The organism is Corynebacterium tuberculostearicum (assembly GCF_030229345.1).
GTDB classification, from domain to species: Bacteria; Actinomycetota; Actinomycetes; order Mycobacteriales; family Mycobacteriaceae; genus Corynebacterium; species Corynebacterium tuberculostearicum_G.
Genome location: NZ_JASPGP010000007.1, coordinates 18566 through 33784, shown reverse-complemented (window position 1 = coordinate 33784; position 15219 = coordinate 18566). Strand labels below are relative to the sequence as shown.

The following is a 15219-nucleotide window of genomic DNA, read 5'->3' as shown; positions in this document are numbered from 1 at the left end:
TCAGGACTTAGATGTTCAGGTCCTCGTCCTCATTATCCTCCCAGTCCAAGGAACGTTTAATAGCGCGCTTCCAGTCACGGTAGAGGGCCTCTACCTCTTCCTTCTCGCGCTTCGGCTTAAACACCTTCATGTCTCCTTCCTGGTTACCCAAAACGCTCAGGTCATCCCAGAAGCCATTGTCCAAGCCTGCCGCGAAGGCCGCGCCGGTGGCGGTGGTCTCGATATTCTTCGGGCGGTGTACTTCCACACCGAGGATATCGGACTGGAACTGCATCAGCAGTTCATTCATAGTCATGCCACCATCCACGCGCAGCTCGGTAATCTCCACGCCGGAGTCCGCCACCATAGCGTCGGCAACATCGCGCGTCTGGTACGCGGTGGATTCGAGCACGGCGCGAGCCAAGTGCTTGCGGTTAGCAAAGCGGGTCAGGCCCACGATGACGCCGCGAGCATCCGGGCGCCAGTACGGAGCGAAGAGTCCGGAGAAGGCCGGCACGATATAAACGCCGCCGTTGTCCTTAACTTCGCGCGCGAGGTTTTCGATGGACGCAGCGTTGGGGATGATCTGCAGGTTATCGCGCAGCCACTGCACCAAGGAACCGCCCATGGATACAGATCCCTCAAGCGCGTACACGGGGCGCTCGCCCTCGCGCTGGAAGCAGACGGTGGTCAGCAGGCCGTTCTCGGAGAACTTCGGGGTGGTACCCGTATTCAGCAGGAGGAACAGGCCGGTTCCGTAGGTATTCTTTGCGGAACCTGCGCGGAAGCAACCCTGGCCGAACATCGCGGACTGCTGGTCACCCAGGATGGCGCGGATAGGCACGCCGGAAAGCGAGCCGCGCTCACGCACGGTACGGAAATCACCCAGGGACGGGCGAATCTCCGGCAGCATGGACATCGGGATGCCCATTTCCTTACACAATTCCTCATCCCACTCCAGCTTTTCGATGTCCATAAGCAAGGTGCGGGAGGCGTTGGTGACGTCGGTGGCGTGCAGCGCTTCGCGGCCGGCATCGCCCTCGGCGCCGCCAGTGAGGTTCCACAGCAGCCAGCTATCAATGGTGCCGAAGAGCAGGTCGCCTGCCTCGGCACGCTCGCGGGCGCCTTCGACGTTATCGAGGATCCACTTCACCTTCGGTCCCGCCGGGTAGGAGTTAATAATCAGACCGGTGCGGCGGCGCCACTTTTCTGGTCCTTCCTCACCCGAGAGTTCCTTACAGATGGCGGTGGTTCGGGTATCTTGCCAAACAATGGCGTTGTAGACCGGCTTACCGGTGTGCTTATCCCACACCACGGTGGTCTCACGCTGGTTGGTGATACCTACCGAGTCAATGTCTTCGACGGTGATATCGCCATTGGCAAGAGCCTCACCGACGGCGCGACGGGTATTGCTCCAGATTTCTTCTGGGTCGTGTTCTACCCAGCCCTTTTCCGGGAAGATCTGCTCGTGCTCGAGCTGGCCTACGGCAGCCTGCTCGCCGTTGTGGTCAAAGATGATGCAGCGCGTCGACGTGGTTCCCTGGTCGATAGCGGCGACGTATTTCTTGTTAGTCATGTGTCTAGTCTCCTATACGAAGATGGAATTAGAGCGCAACGGACAACAGGCCAACGGCTACGGCCGCGACCAACGGGGCCACGATGGGGACCCAAGCATAGCCCCAATTCGCGCTGCCTTTGTCCTGGATGGGCAAGATGAATGCATAAGCAATTCGCGGCCCCAGGTCACGGACCGGATTGATGGCATAACCCGTAGGGGTACCAAGGGACAGGCCGACCGCCACCACAACGAAAGCAACAGCGAAGTAGCTCATTGGGCCAAGCTCGCCGCCGGTGGGGCCGAAGGCGATGAACATCAACAGCACGCAGGTGGCGATGAACTCCGTCACCGCATTCCAGCCGTTCTTAGGATGTGCCGGCTTGGTAAAGAAGATACCGTTGGTGTCCTTATTGGCGCCGGTGACGTTTCCGGCGTCGTCGTAATTATTGGCGTCGAAAAGCTGCTTGAAAGCAGCCCATGCCAGGATGGCACCGAGGATAGCGCCGAGGATCTGGCCCAGGAAGTAGTACGGGACCAGGGACCACTCGAGCGAGCCATTGACGGCCAACATTACGGTGACGGCGGGGTTAAGGTGCCCGCCCGTGGGATCGGCTACGCTCGCGCCGACGAAAACCGCAAGGCCCCAGCCTAGGGCGATTACGATCCAATCGGAGCCGCGCGCGCCAGAGGTGCGCAGGTTTACCAGCGCACATACGCCGTTGCCTAGAAGGAGCAGCAACGCAGTGCCGATAAACTCCCACAGGAATGCATCAAATCCGGTCATAACTTATACCTCGTTTTGGGTGGGTCGGGCGGATCCTGCGCGCACCAAAATGTCATTGGCCTCGCGGTCAGTTACCGCAGCTTCTGCTTCAAGTTCGGCCTGCGTGTGGGCCCTGAATTGGGATACCTCGCGCTCCTTGTCGGCGTCGCTCCAGCCCAGCAGCGGTGCTACAAAATCAGCAACGCCCGGGGCGGCGTTCACACCGCGGTCGCCGTACTCGATGGCGATGCGCAGGCGGCGGGACAAGATGTCTTCCAAGTGCAATGCACCCTCGTGGGTGACGGCGTAGCGGACCTCGGCCCACAGGTAGGACTCGGCACCCGGAACTGGCTCGAGCAGGGAGGCATCCTCTGCTGCCGGTGCCAAAACCTCACCCAGCAGGGAGCCATAGCGGCCGAGCAGGTGCTCAATGAACTTCTCGCTCAGGTTGTAGCGACGAGCCAAGGATGGGACCTGGTTGGCCAAGGCGTGATAGCCGGCGGCGCCCAGGATCGGGGTTTGCTCGGTGATGGACTCTGGGACCTTGGTATCCAGCTCCTCCACTGCCAAGTCCACGGCATCCTTACCGATGACGCGGTACGTGGTGTACTTACCGCCGGCGACAGAGACCATGCCTGGGGCCACGCGTGCGACGGCGTGGTTACGGGAAAGGTTGGTGGTGGAATCGGACTTGCCGGACAGCAGCGGGCGCAGTCCGGAGTAGACACCCACGATGTCATCGCGGGTGATCTTGCGGCGCACGCGCTGGTTAACCTGATCCAAGATGTAGTCAATATCGGACTTGGTTGGTGCCGGATCTGGCAAGGACAGGCCCTTTTCCCAATCGGTATCGGTGGTACCGATAATCCAGTACTCGCCCCACGGGATAACGAAGAGGACGGACTTTTCGGTGACGAAGCACAGGGCTGCGTCTGCATCGAGCGCATCCTTCGGCACGACGATGTGCACGCCCTTGGAGGCGTGAACGGTGAACTTGCCCTCCACACCGGCCATCTCTTGAATCTTGTCATTCCACACACCGGTGGCGTTGATAAAGACCTTGCCGCGCACGGTGGTCTCGCGGCCGGTGGCGGTATCGCGCACCTTGGCGCCTACGATGCGGCCGCCGCGGTCCTTGTCAAAGCCAATGACCTCGGTATTGGTACGCACGTCGGCACCGTACTCGGCGGCGGTACGCAGCACGGTCATGGTGTGGCGGGCGTCATCAACCAAGGTGTCGTAGTAGCGCACGCCGCCCACAATGGCATCGTCCTTCAGACCCGGGGTCACCTTCAGCACGCCCTTGCGGGTGAGGTGCTTTTGCATTGGCACGCTCTTCGAGCCACCCATGAGGTCATAAAGAGTAAAGCCACCAAACATCATCACGCGCTCCCATACGTGGTGGGTCAGCGGGAAGATAAACTTCAGCGGCTTCACCAGGTGGGGTGCCAGGGTGGACATGTTCAGCTCGCGCTCCTTGAGGGACTCCGCCACCAGGCGGAAGTCAAACATGGCCAGGTAGCGCAGGCCACCGTGGAACATCTTGGAGGAGCGAGAAGAGGTACCTGCGGCGAAGTCGCGCGCCTCAATGACGGCGGTCTTGAGGCCGCGGGTAGCGGCGTCCGCTGCCGCACCAGCGCCTACGGAACCGCCACCGATGATGACTACGTCGTAGTCCTCATCCGCGTACCCATTCCATAGATTTTCAAAGTATTCGGGGTTAAAGGATTGGTTGCTTTGCTGGGTCATTACTGACCGCATCTCCTTCCTTGGTGCTTGCATGTGCCTGCGCCATAAATCCATGAATGAGATGGCAAAAGCACAGCCAAAAGCAGTGAATTGTGGTTTCGGTGGAAAGTATCACACCGCGGCTGCAGAGACTTTATCTCCTGAAATCTATGTTAGGAGTCACGGACGCGAGTTACACATGTGGTTACTCACACGTAAGTTTCAGGCCCGTAAGCAGTCAGTTTTCTTAAAATACTTAGACATTCAAAAAGAAAAACCACCCCCTCGCGGGGGTGCAAAGCGGACGAAAATCCTTCGCTATTTCTGCGCTAACCGCGCCATTGCTTCAAGCACTTCGGACATTCCGGCTTTCTCGGCAGAATAAGTGACCGCCTGAGCGCCTTTGACCACCTCAATAGGGGCAGTTTCCAACGCCACCACCGGCATCCGGTCTAGGAAATCCTCATCTCCTGGCTCGTTAGCAAAAACCAGGGCCTCCTCCGGCTTAGCTTGCAGATCCTCAAGGATGCGCTCCACGCCTTGTACCGCAGTCGCGGCAGTGACGGACAGTGCATCGGTATCGAGTCGCGGCTGCACAGCGTCCTCATCAACGACAACGCTCCACACGGCTTGCGGAACTTCCACTTCACCGGCGGGTGATATCACGATCAGGACTTCGGCCGCCGGGTAGATATCTGCCAAAGCCTTGTGCAATCGCGGAGTTAGCGCGCCATCTTCCCAATTCAGCGCGCTGCTCTGCGCCACTACCACGCGGGGGATGGAAGAAAATTGCGCCTTCATGCGGTGTGGCAAGCGCGAAACGATAAGCCGGGATTGGGTGGCTGCCGCCAACAGGCCCTGCTCCGCTACGGAACCAGCCCATATCTCCTTACTGCTGGCCGTGATGGACGCTTGGGTTTGCGCCACATCCGACTTCAGCTGCGCCATGATATCCGCGACCTTATCGCGACCTTCATCCAAGCCGCGGGTTGCCTCTTCTACCACGGCGTTGAGGTTGTTCTTGATCCACTCCAGGGTCTCCGGGGCGGTCCGCGCCTTATTCTTTGGCTCCTCCCCGTCCGCTCCCTTGGCGGCGGCCATGTGGTTGCGCACCAAGTCAACCGTAGTAACCGAGACGCGTTCTTTGAGGCCCACTAGATCGTCGCGCAACCGGCGTACGCGGTGGCGCTCGGTTTCTACTTCAGCATCTCGAGCTTCTGCCTCTTCAAGGGTAGGAGCCCCTCCACCTTTACGGGCGGGCACCCAGTATTCACCGGCAGGCATGGGTCCAAATTCGGCTTCGTACTGTTCCCATAGCCCTTCCAATGCCTCTTGCATGCGGCGTCGAATCTCCGCGGTATCAGCCTCCGCATCGCCGGTGGGATAGTACGGTTCGAGGGCGGTAATAAAGACAGGGGTCTTGGTCCGTCCCAGGTTCTTTTTGTGTCCCTTGGTCCACAGGCGCTGCGAACCAAAAATGACCTGTGGGACTACCGGCACCCCCGCCTCATAGGCAATGCGGGAGGCGCCACTTTTCATGCTGCGGATTTCAAAGCTGCGGGAAATTGTGCCTTCAGAAAACACGCCCACGAGTTCGCCGTCCTTGGCCAGCTGTACCGCTTGGCGGAAGGAGGCGCTGCCATCTATACGGTCAACTGGCACGTGATGCATGGCCTTCAACAACGGACCCGCCACCGGTGCTTTGAAGATTCCAGCCTTAGCCAGGAAGCGCACCAGACGCTTCTTGCGATAGGCCAAAAAGGCGCCGAAGAGGAAATCCATGTAGCCGGTGTGGTTGCAAACCAACACCGCGCCGCCCTTATCGGGGATATTTTCTTCCCCCGAAAGGCGCATTTTTAATCTCTGTGCCAGAGTCACCCCCCTGCCAATGTGGGTGATCTGGCGGTACAGGAAATTCGTCGCAGCGTTCATAACTCTCCAGGACGACGGCGGACTTACTGCGGGGTCAGGACATCCTTGCCCACGAACGGGCGCAGGGCCTCAGGGACAACGACGGAGCCGTCGGCCTGCTGGTGGTTTTCCAGAATGGCAACGAGCCAGCGGGTAGTCGCCAGAGTGCCGTTCAGGGTAGCTGCGGTCTGGGTCTTGCCGTTCTCGTCGCGGTAGCGGGTGGACAGGCGGCGAGCCTGGAAGGTGGTGCAGTTCGAGGTGGAGGTCAGCTCACGGTAGGTGCCTTGGGTAGGAACCCAAGCCTCATTGTCGAACTTGCGGGCCGCCGAAGAACCGAGGTCGCCACCGGCAATGTCGATGGTGCGGTAGGGCAGTTCCATGGCCGCAAGCATGTCCTTTTCCATGGACAGAAGGCGCTGGTGCATTTCTTCCGCGTCTTCCGGCTTGCAGTAGACAAACATTTCCAGCTTGTCGAATTGGTGGACGCGCAGGATACCGCGGGTGTCCTTACCGTGAGAGCCAGCCTCACGGCGGAAGCAGGAGGACCAGCCGGCGTACTGCAGCGGGCCATTGGAGAGGTCGATGATCTCATCCTTGTGGTAACCGGCAAGGGCCACCTCAGAGGTACCGACCAGGTACATATCGTCGGCCGGCAGGTAGTAAATCTCATCGGAGTGCTGGCCCAAGAAACCGGTGCCGGACATAATGTCTGGGCGAACCAGAACTGGCGGGATCATCAGCTTGAAGCCAGCTTCGCGCGCCTTCTGCGCCGCGAGCATCAGCATTCCCAGCTGCAGGAAGGCGCCATCGCCGGTGAGGTAGTAGAAACGAGCGCCGCCTACCTTGGCGCCACGCTTGACGTCGATAAGGCCGAGGGACTCGCCCAACTCAAGGTGGTCCTTTGGCTCGAAGTCGAACTCAGGAATCTGGCCTACTTCTTCGACCACTACGAAGTCATCTTCGCCGCCGGCCGGGGCACCTTCGACCACGTTATCGAGCTTGTACTGTAGCTCTTCCACCTTGGCCTCGGCGGCAGACTGTGCCTCTTCCGCCTCCTTGACCTTGGCCTTCAGCTCATTAGAGCCCTCCAGCAGTGCCGGACGCTCCTCTGGGGAGGCTTGGCCAATCTTCTTGCCAAAAGCCTTCTGCTCGGAGCGCAGTTCGTCGGCCTTTTGGATAGCAGCGCGGCGCTGCTCATCAGCTTCCAAGAGCTGGTCTACGAGGGAGGGATCCTCACCTCGGTTCACCTGGGAAGCACGGACAACGTCAGGGTTTTCGCGGAGTAGCTTGAGATCAATCACGAATGTAAGTTTAGCGTATTGGCAACACCTTGCGGTGGTAATAACCAGCGAATTATGATGGCTTTATGTCCGCCGTTCAGCTCCCCGCCCGCACAATTACGGACGGTCCCGTTCCAAAACACACCCAATTGCACAATATCCTCGAAGAATTGTGCCGCACGACCCTCAAACCCGGCGATATCCTGCCCGGCGAGAGGCTTCTTGAAGAAACCTATGGCGTGTCACGGATCACGGTACGCCGCGCCATCGGGGATCTTGTCGCGGCCGGAAAACTGCGGCGCGTCCGCGGAAAGGGCACCTTCGTAGCGCCCAATCCCCTTGTCTCCCGGCTCCACCTAGCCTCATTCTCGGATGAGATGGGCGCACAAGACGTCACCGCCTCCTCCAAAATCCTTACCAGCGGACGCAGCAGCGCCCCGGAGGATGCCGCCCTCTTTTTTGATACGCCTGCCCAAACCGAACATATTCACCTTCGCCGCCTGCGCTTGGGCGATGGCGAGCCCTACTCCATTGATGACGGTTGGTATAACTCCACGTATGCGCCCAGCCTGCTAGAAAATGACACCTACAATTCGGTCTACGCCATCCTCGACTCCGTCTTTGATATCCCCATCACCGATGCGGATCAAACGGTCTCGGCGATTTCAGCCGATGCGGACACTGCCCCGCTTCTCGACGTCCCCGTGGGCACCCCACTGCTGCACATCGTGCGCTACTCCCGCTCGGGCGATAGGCCGGTGGAGTGGTGTTCCTCCGTCTACCGCACCGACCGCTACCGCCTGACTACCCGGGTGGCTAGGGAGAACAGTATCTAGCCAGCACCCTGCTTAAAAGGTAAGATTAAAGGCCTTATGAAGAAATCACCTGCGTGGCGTTCCGCTGTGGCCGTCCAGATTGTCTTGATTGCGGCAATCGCGGCGGCCGTTTTCATGGGCATCTATGGCGTTATCAGCTCCCACAAATCGGGCGGCGAAGACACTACCGCTGCCCAGCAGCACAATAGCGGGGATACTTCAGAAACCGCCGCTCCTAAACCGGAGCCCTTCACCGCTGCGGCCGCCGGCGCTTGCTTGACGTGGGACATCGCCCAGGATGGCTCCGCCACCGGGTTCAAGGAAGTACCGTGCTCCGATCAGCACCGCTTCGAGGTTTCCAAGACCGAAGACCTCAGCGTCTACCCCACCAGCGAATTCGGCCCTGATGCCACCCGCCCAGCGCTTACCCGCCAACACCAATTGCGCGATGAGCTGTGCGAATCCGCCACTGTGGGCTACCTGCACGGTAAATGGGATCCGAATGGCAAGTACGATGTGGCGTCCATTCTGCCGCCGCAGTCCGCCTGGGATCGCGGCGACCGCACCTTGCTGTGCGGCCTGCAAACCACCGATGATCACGGCGTACCGCAGCTTACTACCGGCAACGTCGAGGCCTCCGAGCAGGCTAACCTCGCCAAGCCGGGCGAATGCTTGGCCATCGATGATAAGCAGGTTCCGCACGTCGTCGACTGCGCCAAGCCGCACCAGATGGAGACCGTTTCCGTCATCGATGTGGGCAAGCAGTTCCCTGACGGTTACCCGGACGGCAAGGATATGGACAAGTTCCTGTCCGATACGTGTACCGCCGCCACCGAGGACTACCTTGGCGGCGAGGAACAGCTCTACCAGTCCACGTTGCAACCATTCTGGGGCTCTATCACCGAGGCCTCGTGGAACGGCGGCACCAAGTCCGTCAATTGCTCCCTTGTGCACGCCCGCGAAGGCGGCGGTTTCTCTGCCATCACCGGTTCCGCTACCGGTGGCCGCCAGGCGCTGACTATCGACGGCCAACCGCCGGAGGAACGCCCTGAGCGCAATCCACTGCGTGAGAGCAAGGACAATAATCCGGCACCCGAGTCCGCCGCCCCCGCACCGGCCCCAGCGCCCTAATGGTGGAGGTATCAGAAGAGCGCTTCGATGAGATGGTCAACGAGGCGCTCGATCAAGTCCCCGACGAATTCGTGCGCCGCATGCGCAACCTCGTCATCTTGGTCGAAGATGAAAATCCCGATAACCCTATGTTGCTAGGGCTCTACGAGGGTGTGGCACTGCCTCACCGCACCTTCGATCACACCGGTTTCCTGCCCGATGCGATCTTCATTTACCGCAACACGCTGCAGCGCTGGTCCGGCAGCGAGGAAGAATTAGCAGAGCAGGTCAAGGTCACCGTCTTCCACGAACTCGGCCATTACTTTGGCCTCGAGGAAGAGGAGCTGCACCGCTTGGGCTGGGGCTAGAGCTCCGTATCCGCCCACCGGGTTAACGTCCACTCACCAAAGTCCTTGCCGCGCGGTTCCATCACCATAAAGCGGCAATTGGCCAGGTAGCCGGTATAGGCAAAGTCGGCGTCAACGCCCGTGGCATGTTTGGTGACCACGCGGATGGCGGCGCCGTGGCTGACAAGGATGACATCGTGGTCGTCGGCAAGCTGCTCCGCAATGTCCTCCAGCACCGGCTGGTAGCGCGCCAGCACATCATCCAAGCTCTCGCCGCCTTCCATCCCGGCGCCGCGCTCGCCATCGCACCAGCCACGCATGGCCACCATGTGCGACCTATGGGCATCTTCGCTGCCGTCCATCTCCCAGTCACCGGCAAAAATTTCGTGCACGCCGTCGATTACGTCAACGCGCTGGGAAAACTCCGGCATTCCGCGCTCCTGCTCAAAGGCGCGTGCCGCCAGCATCGCGGTCTGCTGAGCGCGCAGGGCAATGGAGCATTTAAATTCCACTTCGCGCTCGCCCACCAACTGCGCTAGCTCCTGGCCTACCTCCGTGGCTTGGTCGCGCCCGCGCTCGGTAAGTTCTGCCCCGGGCGGACGGGTATCGAGGAAGCGGGAAATATTGGAATAGGTCTGGCCGTGGCGCAGCAGGATAATTCTTCCGGGCATGCTTCTAGATTATTGGCCCCTGCGTGCCCGCGCTACCCAATCATCCGCCGCCGCCAGATCGCGCGGTGGCTTGCCCGCAGGGGTTGCCGCCGGCCACGATCCGAGGAACAGCAAGTCCTCTGTCCGCAGCCACAGCGCACGCAGCGCCTCCGCGACCGGCTGATCGTCAATGTGCCCGATAAGGTCCACGTAGAAGCGGTACGTGCCAAAGGCCTCCCGCGTCGGCCGCGACTCAATCCGGGACAGGTCCACCCCACGGTGCGCAAAGTCCTGCAACGCTCCCACCAGGCTGCCCGGTTCATTTGGCAGGGTGAAGATGACACTGGTGCGGTCCTGGCCAGTCCTTGCAGTGGGTTTTCCCGGACGCCCCACCAGAACAAAGCGCGTTGCGGCGCCTTCAACATCTGCCACGTCCTGGGCGATGGTCTCCAGCCCAAAGATCTCGGCGGCCCGCGCCGGCGCTGCGGCGGCATCCGCTTCCCCACGAGCTACAGCCTCGGCCGCGGCGGCATTGGAACTGGCCGGCACGAACTCTGCCTCCGGCAAATTGTCTTTTACCCAACCGCGGATTTGCTGGAACGCCACCGGGTGGGTGCTCAGCCGCGCAATGTCGCCCGCGCCTTGCCGGGTCATGATGCTAAAGGCCACGGGGATATCCACCTCGCGGTAAATCTGCACCGGTTCGGCTTCAACCAGCGCATCAAAGGTGGTGGTGACCGCGCCATCGACGGAATTTTCAATGGCTACGCAGGCGTACTCGGCGTGCCCGGCGCGCACGGCGGCCACGGCCTCCGAAGGCGAGCCAACCGGCATGGTCTCTACCTGCGGCAGGTGCGCGGCAAACTTATACACGGCCGCTTCCGTGAAGGTTCCGGCTGGCCCCAGGAAGGCGATGGTGGTAGTCATGCACGTCACCTTAGCCCACTAGACTGGTGCCCCATGGACTTTTCCGTAGAACAACTCCGCGCGGATCTGCACGGCCTTACCCCCGAGGAACACGGTTTCACCTACCTGGATGTAGACCGCGAGCCCTCCGGCCGAGGCCGGCTGAGCGGCTGGGTCCTCTCCGCTAAGGATCTCTGCGATGTCCGCGGCATGCCTACTACGTTGGGAAATGTCGATCGCACCTACTACCCCGAGCGCAGCGATGCCTTTATCGAGGCCTTGGAGAAGCAGGGTGCGCGCATCATCGGCAAGTCCTCCACCCCGGAGTTGGGTCTGCGCGTGGATACGGAACCGGTGGGCCTGCCCCATCCCGATAATCCCCTTTATCCCGGCTGCACTCCGGGTGGTTCCTCGGGCGGTGCGGCGGTACAGGTTGCGCGGGGGTTACTGCGCGCGGCGCACGCCAGCGATGGCGGCGGTTCCATTCGAGTGCCGGCCGCGGCCTGCGGCGTGGTGGGCTTTAAACCGGCAGGCAAAGAACTGGGTGTGCAGGGCTTTATTACCCGTACAGTGGCCGATAATGCCTTTCTGCATGGCCACCGCATGATCACCCCGCGCGCCCGCATCGGCCTGCTGGTAGAGCCGCTGTTTTGTGATGCCAACGTCGATGCCCACCACCTGCGCGCCGCCCGCGAGGCCGCCCAACGCCTACAGGCAGCCGGCTTCACCGTGGTGCCCATTTCCCCGTATCCGCAGGCCCGGGCCACCTTTGCGCATTTCCGCACGACCTTTACCTCCCGTTTGGCAGGGCTCAACCCGGCGGCAGGCTACGCCGAGTGGATTGCTCAGCAGGGCCGGCGCGTAAGCTCCGCTGAGCTGGCCGCGGCGCGGGCGCATGTCCGGCAGCTGCCCGACTTGCTGGCCCAAGAATGGGGCGTCGATGCCATCCTCACCCCAATGCTGACCACGGACCCGCCGCGCATTGGTTCTTTCCTGTCCCTGCCCCATGCGGAGAATTTCGCGGCCCAGACCCGGTGGTCTCCGTGGGGTTCCCTCTTCAACATGGCCCGCCTGCCAGCCATTTCCGTGCCATGGGCCGTTCCCAATCACCCGCCGGTGAGCGTGCATCTGGGAGGCATTACGCTTTCCGACGCCGCCCTGCTCGGCCTCGCCCACATCCTCCACCCATGACCAAGTCCCTACGCGCCGAGCTGCTCATCGTCCTCACCCTCACCTTTGGCATTTCCGGGGTGCGGGCGGTGTTGAACCTCATCAATTCCCTGGCCGCGCCGCAGCGGCTCGACGAGCAATCGGTCACCCTCAATTCCAGCCAATCCTCCCTTGCCTGGGTGGATATGGGACTACAGCTGTGCTCGGCCGCCGTGCTCTTTTCCTATGGAGCTTTAGCGCTTTTCTTGCTGGCCAAGGACCGCTTTGTACCCCGTGCCCACCGCGCCCGCGACTGGCTCGAAGGCGCAGGGCTTGCCGCCCTCATTGGCCTCCCGGGGCTCGCCCTGTATGTCACGGCGGTGCAATTGGGGTGGAGCAAGGAGGTCATCCCCGGCGACTTCGCCAATGCTTGGGTGGAAATCCCCGTTTCCCTCCTCAAGGCCGGCGCCAACGCCTTCGCGGAGGAAACCGTGGTGGTGATGTGGCTGATGACGCGCTTGCGCCAGGCCCGCTGGTCACTGCCAGCCACGCTGGCCGCAAGCTCCATTCTCCGCGGTTCTTATCACCTCTACCAGGGAGTTTCCGCTGGCTTTGGCAATATCATCATGGGTTTAATCTACGGCTATTACTACCACCGCACGGGGCGGGTATGGCCGCTGGTCATAGCGCATTTTCTTATCGACGCCGTCGCTTTCGTGGGTTATTCCTTCCTGTGAAAATGCCCTTAAGGGGACGTCGCGAAGCAGGCGTTGCTCCCTGCTCCTTGTAAGGTATAGCGCATGACTGAATCAGGACGAGATCCGCATAGGGAGGCCCGCCGCGCCGGCGACGACTCCTCCACTGAATTCGTCCTTGGGGCCGATGGACGTCCCCTCAAGGATCGATACGGCCGCCCCATTCGACGCCGTTCCTCCGCCCGCCCGGCGCCGCGGCGCGTAGAACCCGAGCAACAATCCTTCCGCGCTCCGCAGCCACAGCGGCAGCAACAGCCCCCGCGTCGCACTCCGCCGCCAACACCGAGCCGCTACCCCAGCCAGTACCGCGCGCAGCAGCGCCCGCCTCGTCGCACCGAACCGCGCCCGGCGCCCCGGCAGCGCCCGCATAGCCGGCGTAAAAAGGTCAATCCGGCCAAGCGCGCCCTCGGCTGCGTTGGCTTGGCACTCATTGTCCTGCTGGTATTCAACCTCGTCTTCATGTTCTGGGCCGATGCCCGCCTCACCCGCGTGGAGGCACTTCCAGAAGACCAGGTCTCAAATACCGCCGGCACCAATTGGTTGCTCGTCGGTTCCGATTCCCGCCAAGGACTCAGCGAGGAACAGCAGGCGGAGCTAGGCACCGGTGGAGATGTGGGCGAGGGCCGCACCGATACCATCATGCTGCTGCACATCCCTCGCACCGGCAAGGCCAAGCTCGTTTCCATCCCACGCGATAGCTACGTGGAAGTCCCTGGTTTTGGCATGGACAAGATCAATGCCGCCTTTACCTACGGTGGACCGCAGCTGCTTGCCCAAACCGTCGAGGGCACGACCGGTTTGCACATCGACCACTATGCCGAGATCGGCATGGGTGGCCTAGCCAATGTGGTCAACTCCGTCGGCGGCGTAGACGTGTGCGTGAAAGAACCCATCAATGACCCGCTGGCCGGCATTGATCTCCAAGATGGCTGCCAGAAGCTCAAGGGCCGCGACGCCCTCGGTTACGTGCGCACCCGCGCCACCGCGATGGGTGACCTTGACCGCGTGCAGCGACAGCGCGAATTCTTCTCCGCATTGCTGGATAAGGTTGCTTCCCCAGCCACCCTGATTAACCCATTCCGCGCCTTCTCCTTGGTCAACCACACCGCCTCCTCGTTCATCGTCGGTGAGGGCGACCACGTCTGGCACCTCGCCCGCGTGGCACTAGCCATGGGCTCCGGTGTAGACACCGAGACCGTCCCCATCGGCGGATTCCAAGATACCGAGGTTGGCAACGTCGTGCTCTGGGACGATGAAGCAGCCGCCGGGTTGTGGGATTCTCTCAAATAGCGATCAAAAAATGGCCCTCCCTCTACCGGGGAAGGGCCATTTCCTGTCTTTAGCGCAGGGTCACCTGGCGGGACTTGATGTTTTCTAGCTGCTTGCGCTCATCGGCGTTCAGCTGGGCATCATTAGAGATTTCTTCCTCCAAGGCCTTGTCCACGCGGGTGAGGTGCTCCTCATAGGAAGCGTGGTCAACCTCTGGATCCAAGTCGAAGACTGGAGCGATGAGACCGTGGGTGCGGAAAACACCGGCGAACTTGGTGCCCTCGCCCAAGTTCAGCTCACCGCGGGCGGCGACGCGCGCCAGTGCGTTCAGGAATGCGGCTTCATCATCATTGGGGCGGACCCAACGGATGTGGGCCTTGCCGCCGCCGGCATTTGCCCAGAAGGCCGCACCGGTGATGTTCTCGCCCACCTCGTGGGACTCGATGACGGAATCATTAGCGGCGCGTAGCGACTGCGCAATCTGCGGGGTGACCTGTGCTCCCTCCGGAATCCACCATTCGAAGTCCTGGTGAACCTGCACGTCGAGGGTAGCGGAGGCATCGATAAGCTCCTCCAGCTTCGGCTCCGAACCGTCAGCCGCGGTGGATTCCAGGGTGGCACCCGGCTCATTATTCTTCACCCAGTTAAGCGCAAAGGCGAGGTCGCGGCCCGGGTTGTGGGTGTGGGACTGCACCTGCAGGCCCACGAAGGCATCGCCGCCAAATTCGGTATCCCGAATTAGCGCAGCAGAAGCACCCGGCAGGACGGTGGCTACATACACGTTCTTATCGCAGCCTTTAACGTCAAGCTTGGCAAAAGCGGAGGGGACGAACTCCTGCATGGCGACCAGGGAGGCCTCCGCAGCAAGTCCGCCGTAGGGGCGGGGATCCTTTTCCAGGGCGGCGCGCTCCTTGGCGCGGGCAGCGAGCTTTGCCTGGCGGCGGGACATGCCCTCAGGCAGCTGTTCCTTGTTCTTTTTCTTCTTGGCCATGCCTCCAA

The 15219-nt window shown here is 61.3% G+C and carries 14 protein-coding genes; 6 read left to right on the top strand and 8 right to left on the bottom strand.

Annotated elements, in window-relative coordinates:
• Positions 1-7 precede the first annotated feature (7 nt).
• The 5 genes from glpK to serS form a co-directional block, all read right to left on the bottom strand.
• Positions 8-1555, bottom strand: coding sequence for a glycerol kinase GlpK (glpK, locus tag QP884_RS06290; RefSeq protein ID WP_239274041.1), 1548 nt, complete (start codon positions 1553-1555; stop codon positions 8-10).
• Positions 1556-1583: 28 nt separating this feature from the next.
• Positions 1584-2321, bottom strand: coding sequence for an MIP/aquaporin family protein (locus QP884_RS06285; protein ID WP_250409099.1), 738 nt, complete (start codon positions 2319-2321; stop codon positions 1584-1586).
• A gap of 3 nt (positions 2322-2324) precedes the next feature.
• Positions 2325-4049: a glycerol-3-phosphate dehydrogenase/oxidase gene (locus QP884_RS06280; RefSeq protein ID WP_284821326.1), complete on the bottom strand. Its 1725-nt coding sequence runs from the start codon at positions 4047-4049 to the stop codon at positions 2325-2327.
• 297 nt (positions 4050-4346) lie between these two features.
• On the bottom strand, positions 4347-5960 hold the full coding sequence (locus QP884_RS06275; protein ID WP_434736453.1) for a lysophospholipid acyltransferase family protein: 1614 nt from the start codon (positions 5958-5960) through the stop codon (positions 4347-4349).
• A gap of 23 nt (positions 5961-5983) precedes the next feature.
• On the bottom strand, positions 5984-7240 hold the full coding sequence (serS, locus tag QP884_RS06270; RefSeq protein WP_150850412.1) for a serine--tRNA ligase: 1257 nt from the start codon (positions 7238-7240) through the stop codon (positions 5984-5986).
• 65 nt (positions 7241-7305) lie between these two features.
• On the opposite strand from serS, the gene QP884_RS06265 reads away from it, so the two are divergent.
• Genes QP884_RS06265 through QP884_RS06255 form a run of 3 tightly spaced genes read left to right on the top strand, consistent with a single transcriptional unit; the run spans position 7306 to position 9512 of the window.
• The gene (locus QP884_RS06265) at positions 7306-8055 is read left to right on the top strand and encodes a GntR family transcriptional regulator (RefSeq protein WP_284821323.1); all 750 of its coding nucleotides are present in this window, start codon (positions 7306-7308) and stop codon (positions 8053-8055) included.
• A 36-nt stretch (positions 8056-8091) separates the two neighbouring features.
• On the top strand, positions 8092-9165 hold the full coding sequence (locus QP884_RS06260) for a septum formation family protein (protein WP_204610769.1): 1074 nt from the start codon (positions 8092-8094) through the stop codon (positions 9163-9165).
• Entirely contained in the window at positions 9165-9512 is a 348-nt protein-coding gene (locus QP884_RS06255; RefSeq protein ID WP_284821321.1) for a metallopeptidase family protein, read from the top strand. Before QP884_RS06260 ends, QP884_RS06255 begins: the two co-directional genes overlap by 1 nt.
• Here QP884_RS06255 and QP884_RS06250 read toward each other — a convergent pair.
• Positions 9509-10162 carry a histidine phosphatase family protein gene (locus QP884_RS06250; RefSeq protein WP_284821320.1) on the bottom strand — a complete coding sequence of 218 codons (654 nt, stop codon included), beginning with the start codon at positions 10160-10162 and terminating at the stop codon, positions 9509-9511. The genes QP884_RS06255 and QP884_RS06250 overlap by 4 nt on opposite strands.
• Positions 10163-10171: 9 nt before the next feature.
• The gene (gene pheA / locus QP884_RS06245) at positions 10172-11068 is read right to left on the bottom strand and encodes a prephenate dehydratase (protein WP_284821319.1); all 897 of its coding nucleotides are present in this window, start codon (positions 11066-11068) and stop codon (positions 10172-10174) included.
• A gap of 33 nt (positions 11069-11101) precedes the next feature.
• On the opposite strand from pheA, the gene QP884_RS06240 reads away from it, so the two are divergent.
• The 3 genes from QP884_RS06240 (at position 11102) to QP884_RS06230 (ending at position 14241) form a co-directional block, all read left to right on the top strand.
• The gene (locus tag QP884_RS06240; RefSeq protein ID WP_284821318.1) at positions 11102-12238 is read left to right on the top strand and encodes an amidase; all 1137 of its coding nucleotides are present in this window, start codon (positions 11102-11104) and stop codon (positions 12236-12238) included.
• Positions 12235-12933: a CPBP family intramembrane glutamic endopeptidase gene (locus QP884_RS06235; protein ID WP_284821316.1), complete on the top strand. Its 699-nt coding sequence runs from the start codon at positions 12235-12237 to the stop codon at positions 12931-12933. Before QP884_RS06240 ends, QP884_RS06235 begins: the two co-directional genes overlap by 4 nt.
• A 63-nt stretch (positions 12934-12996) precedes the next feature.
• Positions 12997-14241, top strand: a complete 1245-nt coding sequence (locus QP884_RS06230) for an LCP family protein (protein ID WP_284821315.1) — start codon at positions 12997-12999, stop codon at positions 14239-14241.
• 49 nt (positions 14242-14290) lie between these two features.
• On the opposite strand, the gene QP884_RS06225 is transcribed toward QP884_RS06230, so the two are convergent.
• Positions 14291-15211 (bottom strand): DUF5926 family protein, encoded by a 921-nt coding sequence (locus QP884_RS06225; RefSeq protein WP_284821313.1) that lies wholly within the window; start codon positions 15209-15211, stop codon positions 14291-14293.
• Between the last annotated feature and the right edge of the window lie 8 nt (positions 15212-15219).